At 57.0% G+C, this 15,549-nt stretch carries 16 protein-coding genes; 4 read left to right on the forward strand and 12 right to left on the reverse strand.

Annotated features, from left to right (window positions below):
• Nucleotides 1-267 precede the first annotated feature (267 nt).
• The 9 genes from A7Q00_RS00250 to A7Q00_RS00290 form a co-directional block, all read right to left on the reverse strand.
• Complete coding sequence (locus A7Q00_RS00250; protein ID WP_064088664.1) at nt 268-714, reverse strand: molybdenum cofactor biosynthesis protein MoaE; 447 nt, start codon at nt 712-714, stop codon at nt 268-270.
• A gap of 1 nt (nt 715) precedes the next feature.
• Nucleotides 716-970, reverse strand: coding sequence for a molybdopterin converting factor subunit 1 (moaD, locus tag A7Q00_RS00255; protein WP_064088665.1), 255 nt, complete (start codon nt 968-970; stop codon nt 716-718).
• Nucleotides 954-1,427 (reverse strand): cyclic pyranopterin monophosphate synthase MoaC, encoded by a 474-nt coding sequence (moaC, locus tag A7Q00_RS00260; RefSeq protein WP_082887674.1) that lies wholly within the window; start codon nt 1,425-1,427, stop codon nt 954-956. Before moaC ends, moaD begins: the two co-directional genes overlap by 17 nt.
• 318 nt (nt 1,428-1,745) lie before the next feature.
• The gene (gene mobA / locus A7Q00_RS00265) at nt 1,746-2,351 is read right to left on the reverse strand and encodes a molybdenum cofactor guanylyltransferase (protein ID WP_082887675.1); all 606 of its coding nucleotides are present in this window, start codon (nt 2,349-2,351) and stop codon (nt 1,746-1,748) included.
• A gap of 14 nt (nt 2,352-2,365) precedes the next feature.
• On the reverse strand, nt 2,366-2,887 hold the full coding sequence (moaB, locus tag A7Q00_RS00270) for a molybdenum cofactor biosynthesis protein B (RefSeq protein ID WP_049257894.1): 522 nt from the start codon (nt 2,885-2,887) through the stop codon (nt 2,366-2,368).
• On the reverse strand, nt 2,888-3,874 hold the full coding sequence (gene moaA / locus A7Q00_RS00275; RefSeq protein WP_064088666.1) for a GTP 3',8-cyclase MoaA: 987 nt from the start codon (nt 3,872-3,874) through the stop codon (nt 2,888-2,890).
• 159 nt (nt 3,875-4,033) lie between these two features.
• The gene (locus tag A7Q00_RS00280; protein ID WP_064088667.1) at nt 4,034-5,260 is read right to left on the reverse strand and encodes a molybdopterin molybdotransferase MoeA; all 1,227 of its coding nucleotides are present in this window, start codon (nt 5,258-5,260) and stop codon (nt 4,034-4,036) included.
• Nucleotides 5,261-5,357: 97 nt separating this feature from the next.
• On the reverse strand, nt 5,358-6,737 hold the full coding sequence (locus A7Q00_RS00285) for a NarK family nitrate/nitrite MFS transporter (protein ID WP_064088668.1): 1,380 nt from the start codon (nt 6,735-6,737) through the stop codon (nt 5,358-5,360).
• Nucleotides 6,738-6,859: 122 nt separating this feature from the next.
• Entirely contained in the window at nt 6,860-8,110 is a 1,251-nt protein-coding gene (locus tag A7Q00_RS00290) for an MFS transporter (RefSeq protein WP_064088669.1), read from the reverse strand.
• Between the two features lie 322 nt (nt 8,111-8,432).
• Between A7Q00_RS00290 and A7Q00_RS00295 the strand changes: the two genes are divergently transcribed.
• The 3 genes from A7Q00_RS00295 to A7Q00_RS00305 all read left to right on the forward strand — a co-directional run bounded on the left by A7Q00_RS00295 (nt 8,433) and on the right by A7Q00_RS00305 (nt 11,532).
• Nucleotides 8,433-10,331 carry a type IV pili methyl-accepting chemotaxis transducer N-terminal domain-containing protein gene (locus A7Q00_RS00295; protein WP_064088670.1) on the forward strand — a complete coding sequence of 633 codons (1,899 nt, stop codon included), beginning with the start codon at nt 8,433-8,435 and terminating at the stop codon, nt 10,329-10,331.
• Complete coding sequence (locus tag A7Q00_RS00300) at nt 10,328-11,005, forward strand: response regulator (protein WP_064088671.1); 678 nt, start codon at nt 10,328-10,330, stop codon at nt 11,003-11,005. Before A7Q00_RS00295 ends, A7Q00_RS00300 begins: the two co-directional genes overlap by 4 nt.
• 92 nt (nt 11,006-11,097) lie before the next feature.
• Nucleotides 11,098-11,532: a hypothetical protein gene (locus A7Q00_RS00305; RefSeq protein ID WP_064088719.1), complete on the forward strand. Its 435-nt coding sequence runs from the start codon at nt 11,098-11,100 to the stop codon at nt 11,530-11,532.
• A 268-nt stretch (nt 11,533-11,800) separates the two neighbouring features.
• Here the strand turns inward: A7Q00_RS00305 and A7Q00_RS00310 are convergent, their stop codons facing one another.
• Both A7Q00_RS00310 and A7Q00_RS00315 read right to left on the reverse strand, forming a co-directional pair.
• Nucleotides 11,801-13,231, reverse strand: coding sequence for an MFS transporter (locus A7Q00_RS00310; protein WP_064088672.1), 1,431 nt, complete (start codon nt 13,229-13,231; stop codon nt 11,801-11,803).
• Nucleotides 13,232-13,343: 112 nt separating this feature from the next.
• The gene (locus A7Q00_RS00315; RefSeq protein WP_064088673.1) at nt 13,344-13,994 is read right to left on the reverse strand and encodes a pyrimidine 5'-nucleotidase; all 651 of its coding nucleotides are present in this window, start codon (nt 13,992-13,994) and stop codon (nt 13,344-13,346) included.
• A gap of 202 nt (nt 13,995-14,196) precedes the next feature.
• Here A7Q00_RS00315 and fba point away from each other — a divergent pair, with 202 nt between their 5' ends.
• Entirely contained in the window at nt 14,197-15,264 is a 1,068-nt protein-coding gene (gene fba / locus A7Q00_RS00320; RefSeq protein ID WP_064088674.1) for a class II fructose-bisphosphate aldolase, read from the forward strand.
• Between the two features lie 143 nt (nt 15,265-15,407).
• Here the strand turns inward: fba and A7Q00_RS14115 are convergent, their stop codons facing one another.
• Complete coding sequence (locus A7Q00_RS14115) at nt 15,408-15,536, reverse strand: hypothetical protein (protein ID WP_281178995.1); 129 nt, start codon at nt 15,534-15,536, stop codon at nt 15,408-15,410.
• Nucleotides 15,537-15,549: the final 13 nt, after the last annotated feature.

A 15,549-nucleotide genomic window follows, 5' to 3' on the forward strand; every position in this document is an offset into this window, starting at 1 on the left:
TGCGGTTTGGCTGATGTTTTTGCATTGTTCGTAATAGTTTAAAGCTTTGTTCCTTAAGTCCGCAGAGTATGCCATGGTTAGACCTTCAAAGTTGAATATTGTACTATTTTGTTTTTAATTTACTATAAATTTAAACCAGTACAGCGTTAGCTCGCCTTGCCGTACTATCTGTACTGTCTGCGGCTCGCCGCCTTGTCCTGATTTTTGTTAATTCACTATAAAAGGCTACCTGAAACTTCAGGTAGCCTCTTCAATAATTGCCAAGCGTTATTTGAGCAGTTGGCGTTTGGCATCGGCCGTTTGATTGTCCGGCCAGGCGGCAACCAGCTGGCCGCTGTAGAATTCCTGTTTCCAAATCGGCACTTCGGCTTTCACCGTATCGATGATATAGCGGCAGCCGGCGAAGGCCATGTCGCGGTGGCCGGCGGTTACGCCCACCCACACCGCCATGTCGCCCACTTCCAAGCGACCATAGCGGTGCACGCACACGGCGGCTTCCAGGCCGAAGCGGCGTTTGGCCTCCTCAATCACGGCCTGCCCCTGCCGGCGCGCCAGCTCTTCATACACGCTGTACACCAAATAATCCACGCGCTGCCCGTCGTTTTGGCGGCGCACCCAGCCTTCAAAGCTGAGGAAGGCGCCGCATTGCTCGTTGTTTAAAAGCTGTTGGCGCAGGGCTTGGCTGTCTATCGCTTGTTCGGTTAAGTCAAACATTTCAACCTCCTGCCACCGGCGGGATAAAGGCCACGATGTCGTTGGCGGCAAGCGGCCGCAGCCAGTCGGCAAACGCATGGTTTACCGCCGCCCGCACGCGCTCTTGCGGCAGGGTGAAGCGGTATTGCTGCGAGAGTTGCTCGTATAAGGCCGCTGCGGTGCAGCCCTCGGCAATGTGGATTTTTTCCTGTTCTTTGCCCGCCTGTTCGCGCAGGGCGGCGAAATACAGCACGGTGATTTCAACGGTTGAACTCATGTTTGCCTCCGGATTTGTGTATTAGGCGGATGTCTTGGATTTGGATGTCGTGGCTCAGGGCTTTGGTCATGTCGTACACCGTGAGCGCGGCCACGGATACGGCGGTAAGCGCTTCCATTTCCACGCCGGTTTTATGGCTCACGGCCACTTCGGCGCGGATGTTCAGGCCGTGCACGGCATCATCGTATTCCAGCTCCAGCTTGCAGCGCTCCAGCATCATCGGATGGCACAGCGGAATCAGGTTGGCAGTATTTTTCGCCGCCATGATGCCGGCCAAGCGCGCCACTTCGGTAATCGCACCCTTGGCGGTTTGCCCGTTGGCCGCCTGGATTTGGGCATACACTTCCGGCGGGAACACCACCCGCCCGGCAGCCACGGCCACACGGCGGGTGACGGCTTTGTCGCCCACGTCCACCATGCTGCTGCGGCTGTGTTGGTCTAAATGTGTCAGCAAAATTCTATCCTTGCATGAAAAACAAACTATTGGAGGCTACCTGAAACCTATCCGCCGGTTTTCAGGTAGCCTTTCTATATTACTTTTGGCTTGCTGCAGATGAATGGGGCTACCTGAAAGCGGTGCGGCCAGGTTTCGGCTTGGCCAAAGCCCGCTTCGTTTGTTTTCAGGTAGCCTTTTGAATAAGCGCCAAGCAAACAGGCTACCTGAAAATATAGTGAATTAACAAAAACCAGTACAGCGTTGGCTCGCCTTGCCGTAACGTGTGTACTGTCTGCGGCTCGCCGCCTTGTCCTGATTTTTGTTAATCCACTATACATCTCAGCCCGCCAACAGCCGCTCCGCCTGCTCCACCGCCCGCTCAAACTCCGGCGGCGTGTTGAAATTGCACAGCGGCAGCCATTCGTCCGGCAGCGGCACAGTGGCAAACGGTACGGTTTGCAGCCAGGCGGTTACGCGGCGCTGCCCGCTTTCCACGTATTGGCGCAGCGGGGCGGCCAGGGCGGCAGACCAATGCGCCAATAGCGGATAATCCCGCCCGCCGCCGCTCAGCGCAGCCACGCCCTGCTGCCAAGCCGCGCTGTTTCGCGCCTGTTGCAAACAGCCTGCCACTTGCCCGGGCAGCAGCAGGGTGTCGCAAGAGAGCACATAAATGCCGGCATGGCCTTGTTCGGCCGCCAGCTCGAGCGCGGGCAGAATGGCGGACAAAGCACCCTGCCGTTCGGGCAGGGCATCGGGCAAGTATAGCGCGGGGGGGAGATTCGGGAAACGCTGCCCGGCCGAAGCAATCCACAGCGACCGGTTTGCCGCCGCGGCCAAGCGCTCAATCAGCGGCACGCCGCGAAACGGCAACAGCGGCTTGGGGCGGCCCATCCGCCGGCTGAATCCGCCACATAAAATCAGCAGCGGCTCGGTAGCAATCTCCATGAGTCCGGGTTTACTCACTTGCCCCAAGCATTGAACACTCGGGTGAAGCCGCAGCTGTTGATGCGCGGGTCGAGCTGCGGGGCGATGACTTTTTCCCAAGCGGTACGACAGGCGCCGGTGGAGCCGGGCAGGCAGAAAATGAGCGTGCGGTTGGCGATGCCGGCCACGGCGCGCGATTGGATGGTGGACATGCCGATTTCCTGCAAAGACACGGCGCGGAACACTTCGCCGAAGCCGGGGATGGTTTTGTCGAACAGGATTTCCACCGCATCGGGGGTGATGTCGCGCTCGAACATGCCGGTGCCGCCGGTAATCAACACAATGTCGGTTTGCGGCTCGGCAATGGCGGCGGAAACGATGGCGCGGATGTCGTAGCGCTCGTCGCGGCACCAATCACGCGCATGCAACACATGGCCGGCGGCCTGCAGGGCTTCGGCCAGGTAGTTGCCGCTGCCGTCTTCGGCGGGGCTGCGGGTGTCGGTTACGGTGAGCAGGTGGATGCGGAAGGGGCGGAATTCGGGTGCGGAGCGGTGCATTTAGCCTCCGGTCATGGAAAGATTGGTGATGAGGCCGACTTTTTTATCGTGCAGATAGTGGTGTTCGGGTTTTTCGGCAATGGTTTGGTGCAGATAACGGCGCAGGCCTTCGGCATCGCCTTCGCGCAGGTAGGGGCGCAGGTCGTAGGCGATACCGCCGAACAGGCACAGGTGCATTTTGCCTTGGGCGGTAACGCGCAGGCGGTTGCAGCTTTTGCAGAAATCTTCGCTGTAGGGGGCGATGAAGCCGATGCTGCCGGCGAAATCGCGGTGGAAATATTCGCGCGCGGGGCCGGCGTGCGGCTGGCGTGGCAACAGCTGCCAGCCTTGCGCCTGCAGGCCGTGTTCGATTTCGGCGGCGGAGAGGTGCTGGCTGTTGAAGAAGCTGCCGTTGTCGCCGGTTTGCATCAATTCGATGAAGCGCAAGGTTACGGGGCGCTCGCGCACGAAATCGAGCGCGTCGGCCAGCGTGCGCTCGGCGTAGCGGCGCAGCAGCAGGGTGTTTACTTTAACGTTGCAGAAGCCTTCGGCCAGGATGTTGTCGAGCGCGCGCAGGATGTTGGTGCATTCGCGTTTGCCGGTGATTTCGAAGAATACGTCCGGGTCGAAGCTGTCGATGCTGATGTTGATTTTGTCCAGCCCGGCGGCGCGGTAGGCGGGGAAGAGTTTGGCCAGGCGGAAGGCGTTGGTGGTGAGCGCCACGTTTTCAATCAGCGGGTTGGCTTTGCATACGGCGATGATGTCGGCCAAATCGCGGCGCAAGGTAGGCTCGCCGCCGGTGAGGCGGATTTTGCGCGTGCCTGCGGCAGCAAATACGCCTACCAGGGTTTCGATTTCGGGCAGGGTGAGTTCGTCGGGCTTGGCTTTGCCTTGGTAGCCGTCGGGCAGGCAGTAGGTGCAGCGGTAGTTGCACAGGTCGGTAACCGACAGCCGCAGGTAGCTCAGGCGGCGGTTGTAGGGGTCGGTGAGTGTGTGGGGCTGGGTCATGATGGTTTCTGTTTGGTGTGTTGGTTTAATTTATATTATTTGCGGGGTAAAGGCTACCTGAAACTCGGACGGCCGGGTTTTCAGGTAGCCTTATTTGCCCCAAAAGGCATACGGGCTACCTGAAAATATGCCAAGCGATTTCAGGCAGCCGCTCCGGCTTTACAAAAATGTTTCGGCGAAAGGCTGCACGGTGACTTCCGCGCCGGCGGGCAGCGAGCCGCTTTCGGCGGGGATGACCAAGTAGGCATTGGCGCGGCTCACCTGATAAATACGGTGCGAATCCTGGCTGCCGCAGGGGGCGGCCAGCCAAGTGCCGTCTTCCTGACGGCTGATGATACCACGCTGGATGTCGGTGCGGCTGTGGTTTTTCTTCACCGGCTCGGCCAGTTTGGCCGTAAAGCGCACGGGCTGCGGGATTTCGGCCGCGCCGCACAGCTGCCACAGGGCGGCTTTGAGGAAAATATCGAAGCCCACAAAGCCGGACACCGGGTTGCCCGGCAGGCCGAAGCACCAAGTGGTCATGATTTGGCCGAACACGAAGGGTTTGCCCGGTTTGAGGGCGACTTTGTAGTGATGGATGCTGCCCACGCGCTCCACGGCCTCGCGCATGAAATCGTAATCGCCCACGGAAACGCCGCCGGTGGTAATCAGTACGTCGGCCTGGTTGATGACTTTATTCAGCATTTTCAACACGTCTTCCAGCCGGTCGGCCACTTGGCCGAAGTCGATTACGTCCACCGGCAGGGGCGCGAGCCGCGCCATCAGCATATAGCGGTTGCTGTCGTAGATGCGGTCGGTGCGGCTGCCGGCCGTGCCCGGTTCGAGCAGTTCGTCGCCGCTGGAGAGTACGGCCACACGCAATTTGCGGCGCACTGCAATTTCAGCAAAGCCCAGGGCGGCCAGCAGCATGATGTCGGCCTGGCGCAGAATCCGCCCGGCCTGCAACACGGTATCGCCCGCTGCGATTTCTTCGCCTCGGCGGCGGATATTGCCGCCCCCGGCCGCATCTTTTTCCAAACGGATCACGCCGTCTTGCAACTGCACGTTTTCTTGAATCACGATGCTGGTGCAGCCTTCGGGCACCACTGCGCCGGTCATGATGCGCACGCAGCTATCGGCAGGCAGGCTACCTGAAAACGGCTGCCCGGCCACCGATTCACCCGCTATTTTCCATTCGCTGCCCGCCGCCGCGGCCACGGGCAGGGCGTAGCCGTCCATGGCGGAAATATCGGCGGGCGGAATGCTCACCGGCGCGGCCACATCTTGCGCCAGCACGCGCCCCACTGCCGACACCAGCGGCACGGTTTCAGTTTCCAAGGGCTTTTGCGCGGCGGCGATTTTATCGTGAATCAGGGCTTGCAGTTCGTGAACGGGGGTGAGTGCCATGACGGGTATCCTTAATCGGTAGAAATAACGGGGTAGGCGGCCAAACGGTTAAAAGGCTACCTGAAAACCTTGCGGCCTTTTCAGGTAGCCTGCCGTTTTAGCACTTGGCTTCGGCGTTTTTACGGGCGTAGTACCACCAGTTGAGCCCGGCGCAGATGATGTAGAACAGGATGAAGCCGATCATCGCGCCGTCCACATTGCCCAGCAGGGCCAGCGAAGTGCCGAAACTTTTGGGGATGAAGAAGCCGCCGTAGCCGGCAAAAGCGGCGGTGAAGCCGATAACGGCGGCAGCTTCGCGGTTGGCATGCTGCACACAATCTTCTTGCGGGATTTCGCCGCAGTCGGCACGTTTTTGGTGGAAGCCTAGGAAAATCTGCGGCACTTGCACGAAGGTGGAAGCATTACCGATGCCGCTCAAAGCGAACAACACCATGAAGCACACGAAGAAGCCCACGAAGTTGCCGTTGCCGTTGGCGGGCAAGAACAGCATCACGCCGAGCACGCCGATAATCATGCCCACAAACACGATCTGCGTGGTGCGCGCACCGCCGCCGAGTTTTTTGCATACCCAGCCGCCTGCGGAGCGGGTGAGTGCGCCCACTAAGGGGCCTAGGAAAGCATATTTGGCGGGATTGATTGCCGGAAACAACAGTTTAATCAAGAACGGGAAACCAGCAGAGAATCCGAGGAAGGAACCGAAAGTGCCCAAATAAAGGATGCACATAATCCAGTTGTGCTTGCGCGAAAAAATAACAGACTGTTCTTTAAAGCTGGATTTGGCGCTGGCCAAATCGTTCATGCCGAACCAGGCTGCCAAAGTAGCCAAGATAATAAACGGCACCCACACAAAACCGGCGTTTTGCAGCCAAATTTGCACGGTTTCGTTGTTTTTCATCATGGTTTGCGGTTCGCCGCCCAACGCACCGAACAGGCTGGCGGTAATGGCCAACGGTACGACGAACTGCACGGCGGATACGCCGAGGTTGCCCAAGCCGGCATTTAAGCCGAGCGCACTGCCTTTTTCCGCTTTGGGGAAGAAGAAGCTGATGTTGGCCATACTGGAGGAGAAGTTGCCGCCGCCGAAACCACACAGCAGGGCAAGAATCACCATGGTGCTGTAGCTGGTAGTCGGGTCTTGCACGGCAAAACCGATGCCCAGTGCGGGCAGCAACAGGCTGGCGGTGGTAATCGTGGTCCATTTTCGGCCGCCGAAAATCGGCACCATGAAGGAATAAAACGCCCGAAGTGTCGAACCGGATAAAGCGGGCAAAGCAGCCAGCCAGAATAATTGGTTTTTACTGAAATTAAAGCCGATATTGGGTAGGTTTAGAATGGTTACGCTCCATACCTGCCACATGGCAAAAGCCAAAAACAGCGCGGGGATGGAAATCCACAAATTGCGCCGTGCGATTTTACGGCCGGTGTTTTGCCAGAATTCGGGATCTTCCGGCCGCCAGTCTTGAATCAAATGGGACATACGTTTTCCTATGGGTTGTGAAAATTCAGCGTTTTTCGGGTGGTACGGTTTAGGGCGGAGGCTACCTGAAAAAAGGCTACCTGAAAAGCCAGCTTGCGGTTTTCAGGTAGCCTTCAGACGGATTATTGCTCACGTTTGGATTTGAAAGAGAAGTGCATCCAAACCAGCGATACGCACACCGTGCCGTAGAGCAGCATGAAGGTGGTGGATCGGATGCCGGTGAGGTCGAGTAACATACCGAACATAATCGGCAGGAGGAAGCCGCCCAAGCCGCCGGCCAGGCCGACGATGCCGGATACCGTGCCGATGTCGTTCGGGTAGTCGTCGGCCACGAATTTGAATACGGAGGCTTTGCCCACCGCCATGGCGATACCGGCGGTAAACATCAAAACGGTAAACAGCACCACGTTCAGGCCGATGTGCAGGCTTTGCGGGCCGTGCGTGGTGGCAATCACGAGGTCGGTTTGCGGGTAGGACAGGATAAAGAAGCACACCCACAGCACCCACATCACACCCCAGGTAACCTTATAGGCGCCGTATTTGTCTGATAACCAGCCACCCATTGCGCGCAATACGCCACCGGGCAGGGAGAAGCAGGCAGCCAGCATACCGGCGGCAGCGATACTCAGGCCGTATTCGTTGATGTAGTATTTGGTCATCCACAGAGCCAATGCCACATAGCCGCCGAACACCACAGAATAATACTGGCTGTAACGCAGCACGCCGGGGTCTTTCAGCATGGCCAGCTGGTCGGCGAGCGAGGCTTTGGGCGCGGTATTGGGGTTGTGCGGGGTGGGGTAGGTGGTGAACCAGAACAATACGGCGGTAGCGGCCATAATGGCGGCGTACACTTTCGGCACGATGACCCAGGCAGCCGCACCGGCACCGGCCGCAGCCGAATATTTAATCAGCGCGGGGGCAACGAATTTGTTGATGGCGCTACCGGCATTGCCCGCGCCGAAAATGCCCATGGCCAGGCCCTGCTGGTGTTTCGGAAACCAGCGCGCCACATAGGGGGTGCCCACGGAGAAAGAACCGCCGGCCAAGCCCATCATCAGGCCGATGGCGATGAAGTGCCAGTAGTGGGTGGCGTAGCTCATCAGGAAGATGGCGGGCACGGAAAGCAGCATTAATACAAACATTACAATACGGCCGCCGAATTTGTCGGTCCAGATGCCCAGCGGCACGCGGATGAGCGAGCCAGAGAGTACCGGCACGGCCATCAGGATACCGGTTTGCGTTTCGTTCAGGCCGAGCTGCTCCTGCACTTTCACGCCAACAATCGCCAGCATCATCCAAATCATGAAGCAGACTGTGAAGGCAAACGTGCTGAAAATAAGCACGGAGTAGCGTTTGTAATTTTCTGATTTCATTTTTTGTTTTCTCTATACTAAGGGGAAATTTCGCGGTTTGCACGCCCTGATAAGGAAGAGGCTACCTGAAAACCGCCGGTTGAAGCACGCGGAGCCAAACCGTTTATTTTTCAAAATAAAAAAATCACGTTGGAAAAATTAAGGGTTTCAACTGTTGAGAATTGTAAAACAACGGTTTGGATTAAATAAGCCCTGTTGTATCTAGGTCTTCTAATCCGAAAGTATTAGGGCAGTAACCATTTTCACTAAGCCGATAGTTAAGCTTCATGGATTAAACGCGTATAATGAGCGATTACACTTTTTGATTTCCCCGCCTGCCTCCATGAATTTCTTCAAAAGCCTGTCTGTGCGGCTCAAGCTGCTGACCCTGCTGTGGCTGGTGATTGCCGTGGCTTCAATCAGCTATACCCTGCTGCTTTCCTGGCGGCTGGAGGGCAGCGCCGCCGCCATCAACGATATCGGCAGCTTGCGTTTGAGGAGTTTCCGCATCGCCCTTTTGATTCGCGAAAATGCCGGAGCGGAAGAAATCGAACAGCGGCTGCAGCAATACGACAGCATCCTCGACAACGTGCGCCACGGCGACCGCTCCCGCCCGCTTTTTTTGCCGCCCGATAAAGTGGTGTGGCAGCGTTTCAACGAATTAGACCAGCAATGGCGGCAAAACATCCGCCCGGCTTTTCAGGTAGCCTACCGGCAGAACCGCCCGGTTACCGATAAACAGTTGCAACCCTTCCTCAGCCGTTTGGACGGTTTGGTTTCCGCCGTGGAGCAGGCCAACACGCGCTATATTTCCTGGCTGCGCCTGTTTCAAAGCTGCCTTTTGGTGTTGGTGGTGATGAGTTCCGCCTTTATGGTGTTTTTGCTGTATTGGTGGATTATCAAACCCTTGCAGCACCTGCAACAAGGCGTGGCCGCCATTCACGACGGGCAGTTCGGCATCCAAATCCCCATCGACCATTCCGCCGAGTTCGCCCGGGTAGACAACGGCTTCAACCAGATGAGCGGCAGCCTGCATAAGCTCTATTCCCATTTGGAAGAGGAAGTGCTGGAAAAAACGCGCGATTTGGCCAGCAAGCACCACACGCTCGAAACCCTGTATTTCTTCTCGCGCTTCCTCAGCCAAACCCAAACCACCACCGAAGCCGCCGAAGTATTCCTGCAAAAAATGCTGGAAATGGTGGCTGCCGACGCCGGCAGCATCCGCCTAATCGACTTCAAACGCCAACGTATGGATTTGGTGAGCCAAATCGGCCTGCCCGACAGCCTGCAAACCGCCGAAGCCTGCCAGCGCTTCGACGACTGTTTGTGCGGCCACGCCGTGCTGCACGACGACTGGCAGCCCATCCGCTTCGTGCGCGAACCCGACGGCCACGCCTTCGATACCGACAACAGCGAATGCAGCCGCATGGGCTTCCGGCAGCTGCGCATTTTCAAAATCCAATATAAAGCGCAAGATTTCGGCATGGTTACGCTCTATTTCAAACAGAAAGAGCCCGTGGCTATGGCCGATACCGAATTGTGGGAAGCCCTGTGCAGCCAGTTTGGCGTGGTGGTGAGCAACCTGCGCCTGATTGATGAGAGCCGACAGCTGGCCGTATTGCAGGAGCGCAACCTCATCGCCCAAGGCCTGCACGACAGCATCGCCCAAGCCCTCACCTTCCTCAACCTGCAAGTGCAGATGTTAGAAAGCGCCCTGCAAAACCAAGAGCAGGAGCAAATCAACGAAAACCTGCACTACATCAAAGACGGCATCCAAGAGTGTTATGACGACGTGCGCGAACTGCTCATCAACTTCCGCACCAAAATCAATAACAAAGACTTCACCGAAGTGGTGCAGACCCTAACCGACCGCTTCCAGCGCCAAACCCAAATCGGCGTACACCTGCATTGGCACGGCAACGGCCCCCAACTCAACAGCGAGCAGCAGCTGCAAGTAGTGTTTATATTGCAGGAAAGCCTTTCCAACATCCGCAAACACTCCCAAGCCACCGAAGTGGATATCCGCTTCGACAACCGGCAGGATTTTGTGATGGAAATTGAAGATAACGGGCGTGGCTTCAATATCGAACGGCTCAAAGAACAGCATTCCGGCAACCATGTTGGGCTGAACATCATGCACGAACGCGCCCAACGCATCCGCGCCCAGCTTTCCCTACACTCCAAACCCGGCAGCACCCGGGTAACCCTGAATCTGCCTTACGAAGAAAGAAGACAGGTATGACTGAAAAAATCCGCATCGTACTCATCGACGACCACACATTATTCCGCAGCGGCATCAAAGCCCTGCTTGCCCGGCAGGAAAACTACGAAGTAGTGGGCGAAGCCGCCGACGGCCTCAGCGGCGTGAAGCTGGTGAGCCAACTTGAACCCGACGTGGTGCTGCTCGACCTCGACATGCCCGTGATGAACGGGCGCGAAGCGCTGGCCCAAATCCTCAGCAGCCGCCCCGAGCAGAAAGTGGTGATGCTCACCGTATCGGAAGACGGCGAAAACCTAGTGGAATGCATGCGCCTGGGCGCGTGCGGCTTCCTCTTGAAAAACATCAATGCCAACTTCCTCATCGACGCCATTGGCAAAGCCGCCAACGGCGACAACGTGTTTTCCCCAGAAATGATGGCCTGCATGGTGCAATCCCTCATCCGCCCTGCCCAACCTGCCACCGAAAGCGCCCTCGACACCCTCACTTCGCGCGAACTCGAAGTGCTGCGCTACCTAGCCGTGGGATACAGCAACAAAATCATCGCCAAGCGCATGGATTTGGCCGAATCCACCGTGAAAGTGCACGTGCAAAACATCCTGCGCAAGCTCGAGCTCGGTAGCCGCGTGCAGGCCGCCGTGTATGCCGTGCAGCACAAACTGCCCCTGCCGGACGAGGAAGAAGAAGCGGAAGATTGAGGCTGATTGAGCATTGCGGGCGGAATTTTGCGGCCTGCCAGTGTCGGATTGTTAAGGTCAATTTACTTATATTTATATCAAAGAGGTTTGTTATGTTAGATACTAATTTTAAAGAATATCTTGATGATGAATTTGGTAGGATATTGCCAGAAAATCAAAATAAATATCGTGAATTATTCAAAAGATTAGGGTTTGGAAAAATAAATCATGACTTTGTTGAATTTTGGTCAATATATAGTGATGAAATTTATGGAAAAATTGGATATCTGGTTGATTTGGCAATGGACTTAGAGGATTTTTCAAGTAGCCAAACCGAAATTTTGAGAAAAAATATTAGATTACCTGATAATTATTTTTCTTTATTAAATAATGAGTTAGATGATTATATCTTGTATGATAAAAATACCGACGAGGTTTTTTTTGTAGAGGCTCCTAATATTCAAAAGTTCATAGAAAATAAACAATTCAGCAAACATTGGAATAGCTTTGAATATTTTATTAAAGATTATCTAAATTATAATGCTTAAGATGTTTGAGCAGCCGTAGCCCGGCAAAACCTTCAGTCCCGACGTAGAGTGGGTATGTACTGCCTACGCACTCCCTTCAGGCTACCTGAAAAAGTGCAGATAGTGAATTAACAAAAACCAGAACAGCGTTGTCTCGCCTTGCCGTAACGTGTGTACTGTCTGCGGCTAGCCGCCTTGTCCTGATTTTTGTTAATCCACTATAAAAAAGGCTACCTGAAAACTCATCAAGCGAGTTTCAGGTAGCCTTTTGCTTTGTTGGCCATGGATGTTAATCGCTGTTTTCGCTTTGCGGCTTGAGCCGGTAGGCGCAGACGATGGTGAGGATGCCTACTGCCAAGGCGAGGCTCATGCTCAGGTGGATGCCGTTGAGCATGGCCTGCTGCGGGCTGCTGCCGCTGGAGAGGCGCTCGCCGATGTTGGTCGTGCCCACGAAGAAGGCTGCGCCGATGGCGCCGGCGATGGGGTTGATGGTGGTGATGATGGCGGCGCCGTGCGGGTTGAGGTGTTTGGGCAGGGCGTTGAGGCCGTGGGTTTCGCCGGTGATGCAGGCGGATACGGATACGGCCATTAGGGCGAACATGGCGGAGAGGGCGGTGGTTTGGGTGTCGATTTTCAGATAGCCCCACAATACGGCCAGGGCGGCGGTGAGCATAATGGTGGCGGGCAGCACCACGAAGCGGCCGCCTTTTTTATCCAGCAGTTTGCCAAACAGCGGGGCGGACACGGCCTGGGCGATGCTGGCGGGCATGAGGATGAGGCCGGTGGCGGTGCCGGAGAGCAGCAGCACTTGCTGGGTGTAGATGGGGATCATCAATTCGAGGCCGAGGAAAAGGAAGCCGGCGCAGGCGAGGATGGCGAGGCAGAGGCTGAATTGGCGGTATTGCAGGGCGCGCAGGTTTAAAAGCGGCGTGGCGATGTGGAACTGGCGGCGCACAAACCAGCCGATGAGTACCACCGAGCCGGCCAAAAGCAGCACGAATTCGGCCAGGGGCAGGCTGGCGAAGTTGCTGCAGGCATACACCAGGCCGCCGAAGCCGCCGATGGAGAGCAGGGCGGAGGGGATGTCGATTTTTGGGCGGGTGATGGGGCTGAGGTTGACGCTGAGGTATTTGCCCACGAGGAACATGGCCGCGAGCATAAACGGCGCGGTGGCGGCGAAGAGCACGCGCCAGTGGGTGTGGTCGACGATGATGCCGGAGAGGGTGGGGCCGAGCGCGGGGGCGGCGGTGAACATCATGGTGATCACGCCCATGGCCGTGCCGCGCCGGTTGGGCGGGAAGATGTTGAGGATGCCGTTGAACAGCAGCGGCACGAAGAAGGCGGCGGATACGGCCTGCACCATGCGCCCGGCCAGCAGCACGCCGAAATTGGGCGCGAGGGCGCAAATCAGCGAGCCGGCGAGGAAGGTGGCTTGGGTGATGAGCACCATTTTGCGGGTTTCAAACCATTGGATGACGCCGGCGGTAATCGGCGTGAATGCGCCCATCACCAGAAGAAAACCGGTGGTGAGCCATTGGGCGGTGGTTTTGTCGATGTGGAAATCGCGCATGATGGGCGTGAGCGCTACGTTGAGCAGGGTGTCGTTCAGGTAGCCGAAGAAGGCGCCGATAAAGAGCGTGGCGACGATGGTTTTGGCGGGGAAGCCGGGGCGGTCGGCGAAGTATTCGTGTTGGGTGTCGGCGGAATCGGTGTGTTGCATGGGTATCCTTTCTTGTTATTTGGTTAGGGCAAACAGGCTACCTGAAAGCGTGAGCTTCGGCCAGGCTACACAGGCTACCTGAAATCCGGTATTGGAATGCAAGGGCTGGATTTTACATGATTTCGCCAGCCAGAGCCTGCAGCTCGCACATATCGCGGGCGATATGGTCGGCAAAGGGCTGCGGCCGGGCGCGGCTGCCGAACCACACCGTGCGCATGCCCAAAGCTTTGGCTGCTTGCAGATTGGCCGGGCTGTCGTCCACCAGCACGCATTGCTGCGGCGGCACGGCCAGCGCGGCGCACACCATATGGAAGGCCTGCGGCTGCGGCTTGTAGTGCAGGGCGAGGTCGTCCACGCCGAACAGGGCTTCAAAACGGCTGCCCAGCCGCATGGCTTCGATCAGGGCGCACACATAAAACGCTGGGCCGTTGGAAAACACGGCTTTGCGGCCGGGTAGGGCGGCGAGCGCGGTATCGGTGTGTGGTATCGGCTGCAAGGCGGCGATGAGTTCGGGCAGATGATGGCTTTGGTGCAGGAATTCGGCGGGGCAAACCTGCGGATGGTGCTGCTGCAAACCGCCGAGCGTGGCGCCGTAGTGCCGCCAATAGTGCTCGCGCAAATCGGAGGCTTCGGGCAGGCTCAGGTTCAGTTCGCGCGCCATGAATTCGGTCATGCGGCGGTTGATAAGGCGGAAAATGCCCGCATCGGCGCGGTGCAGGGTGTCGTCTAGGTCGAACAGCCAAACGGGTTGGGAGGGCGGCATGGGGCTACCTGAAAAAATAAAAACCGGATTATATGGCTGCTTCAAAAGAGTATTCTACTGCTTTGCCCGCCTGGCCATGCTTACCGCTACGGCCTGCCGCCATACCCGATTAAAATCGGTTCAACTCGTGCCCCGCCATCGGGGCGGTTTGCTGCTATAATCCCGCTGATTTTCACAACCAATTATCATCCAGGAGATTGCTATGGCTCTGGTATCCATGCGCCAGCTTTTAGACCACGCCGCCGAACACGGCTACGGCCTGCCCGCTTTTAATGTGAACAACTTGGAGCAGATGCGCGCCATCATGGAAGCGGCCGACCAAGTGAACGCGCCCGTTATCGTGCAGGCTTCCGCCGGCGCGCGCAAATATGCCGGCGCCCCCTTCTTGCGTCACCTGATTTTGGCGGCGGTGGAAGAGTTTCCGCACATCCCCGTGGTGATGCACCAAGACCACGGCGCCTCGCCCGATGTGTGCCAGCGCTCCATCCAGCTGGGCTTCTCCTCCGTGATGATGGACGGCTCGCTCCTGGCCGACGGCAAAACCCCATCTTCCTACGAATACAACGTGGACGTTACCCGCACCGTGGTGAACTTCTCCCATGCCTGCGGCGTGTCGGTGGAAGGCGAAATCGGCGTGTTGGGCAACTTGGAAACCGGCGAAGCAGGCGAAGAAGACGGCGTGGGCGCGGCGGGCAAATTGAGCCACGACCAAATGCTCACCAGCGTGGAAGACGCCGTGCGCTTCGTGAACGACACCGGCGTGGACGCGCTGGCGATTGCCGTAGGTACCAGCCACGGTGCATACAAATTCACCCGTCCGCCCACAGGCGACGTGCTGCGCATCGACCGCATCAAAGAAATCCACGCCGCCCTGCCGAACACGCATATCGTGATGCACGGCTCCAGCTCGGTGCCGCAGGAATGGCTGAAAGTGATTAACGAACACGGCGGCGGCATCGGCGAAACCTACGGCGTGCCGGTGGAAGAAATCGTGGAAGGCATCAAACACGGCGTACGCAAAGTGAATATCGACACCGACCTGCGCCTGGCCAGCACGGGGGCAATCCGCAAATTCTTGGCCGAAAACCCCGCCGAATTCGACCCGCGCAAATACCTGGCCAAAACCATCGAAGCCATGAAAGGCATCTGCCTGGCTCGTTATCAGGCCTTCGGCTGCGAAGGCATGGCCGATAAAATCAAACCGATTTCGTTGGAAAAAATGGCCACCCGTTATGCCAAAGGCGAGCTGAACCAAGTGGTGGCGAAGTAATATAGCGGATGCAATTTAAATCGAGACAAGGCGGCGATCCGCAGGCAGTACGCGCGTACTGCCAGGCGAGCTAACTCGGTATCGGTTTAAATGTAATCTGCTTAGCTTGATTTGAATGATGTAACAGGCTACCTGAAATAGCTTCAGGTAGCCTGTTTGGTTTGGGGCAAGAGGCTACCTGAAAAATCGGCAGGGCAGTCCCAATGTGGTTTTAGGTAGCCTTCTCCGTTGCTCACCATGAATTTCCCCGCCTCATCCGCTATAATCCGCATAAATTAATCACAT

Source organism: Eikenella halliae (assembly GCF_001648475.1).
Taxonomy (GTDB): Bacteria; Pseudomonadota; Gammaproteobacteria; order Burkholderiales; family Neisseriaceae; genus Eikenella; species Eikenella halliae.

Coding starts and splice junctions, on each gene's coding strand:
- moaA (WP_064088666.1), bottom strand. CDS start 3,874: ATGACCCAGCCCCACACACTCACCGACCCCTACAACCGCCGCCTGAGC.
- A7Q00_RS00295 (WP_064088670.1), top strand. CDS start 8,433: ATGAATTTCTTCAAAAGCCTGTCTGTGCGGCTCAAGCTGCTGACCCTG.
- A7Q00_RS00305 (WP_064088719.1), top strand. CDS start 11,098: ATGTTAGATACTAATTTTAAAGAATATCTTGATGATGAATTTGGTAGG.
- moaB (WP_049257894.1), bottom strand. CDS start 2,887: ATGCACCGCTCCGCACCCGAATTCCGCCCCTTCCGCATCCACCTGCTC.
- A7Q00_RS00300 (WP_064088671.1), top strand. CDS start 10,328: ATGACTGAAAAAATCCGCATCGTACTCATCGACGACCACACATTATTC.
- A7Q00_RS00290 (WP_064088669.1), bottom strand. CDS start 8,110: ATGAAATCAGAAAATTACAAACGCTACTCCGTGCTTATTTTCAGCACG.
- moaD (WP_064088665.1), bottom strand. CDS start 970: ATGAGTTCAACCGTTGAAATCACCGTGCTGTATTTCGCCGCCCTGCGC.
- mobA (WP_082887675.1), bottom strand. CDS start 2,351: ATGGAGATTGCTACCGAGCCGCTGCTGATTTTATGTGGCGGATTCAGC.
- A7Q00_RS00250 (WP_064088664.1), bottom strand. CDS start 714: ATGTTTGACTTAACCGAACAAGCGATAGACAGCCAAGCCCTGCGCCAA.
- fba (WP_064088674.1), top strand. CDS start 14,197: ATGGCTCTGGTATCCATGCGCCAGCTTTTAGACCACGCCGCCGAACAC.
- A7Q00_RS14115 (WP_281178995.1), bottom strand. CDS start 15,536: ATGCGGATTATAGCGGATGAGGCGGGGAAATTCATGGTGAGCAACGGA.
- A7Q00_RS00280 (WP_064088667.1), bottom strand. CDS start 5,260: ATGGCACTCACCCCCGTTCACGAACTGCAAGCCCTGATTCACGATAAA.
- A7Q00_RS00315 (WP_064088673.1), bottom strand. CDS start 13,994: ATGCCGCCCTCCCAACCCGTTTGGCTGTTCGACCTAGACGACACCCTG.
- A7Q00_RS00310 (WP_064088672.1), bottom strand. CDS start 13,231: ATGCAACACACCGATTCCGCCGACACCCAACACGAATACTTCGCCGAC.
- A7Q00_RS00285 (WP_064088668.1), bottom strand. CDS start 6,737: ATGTCCCATTTGATTCAAGACTGGCGGCCGGAAGATCCCGAATTCTGG.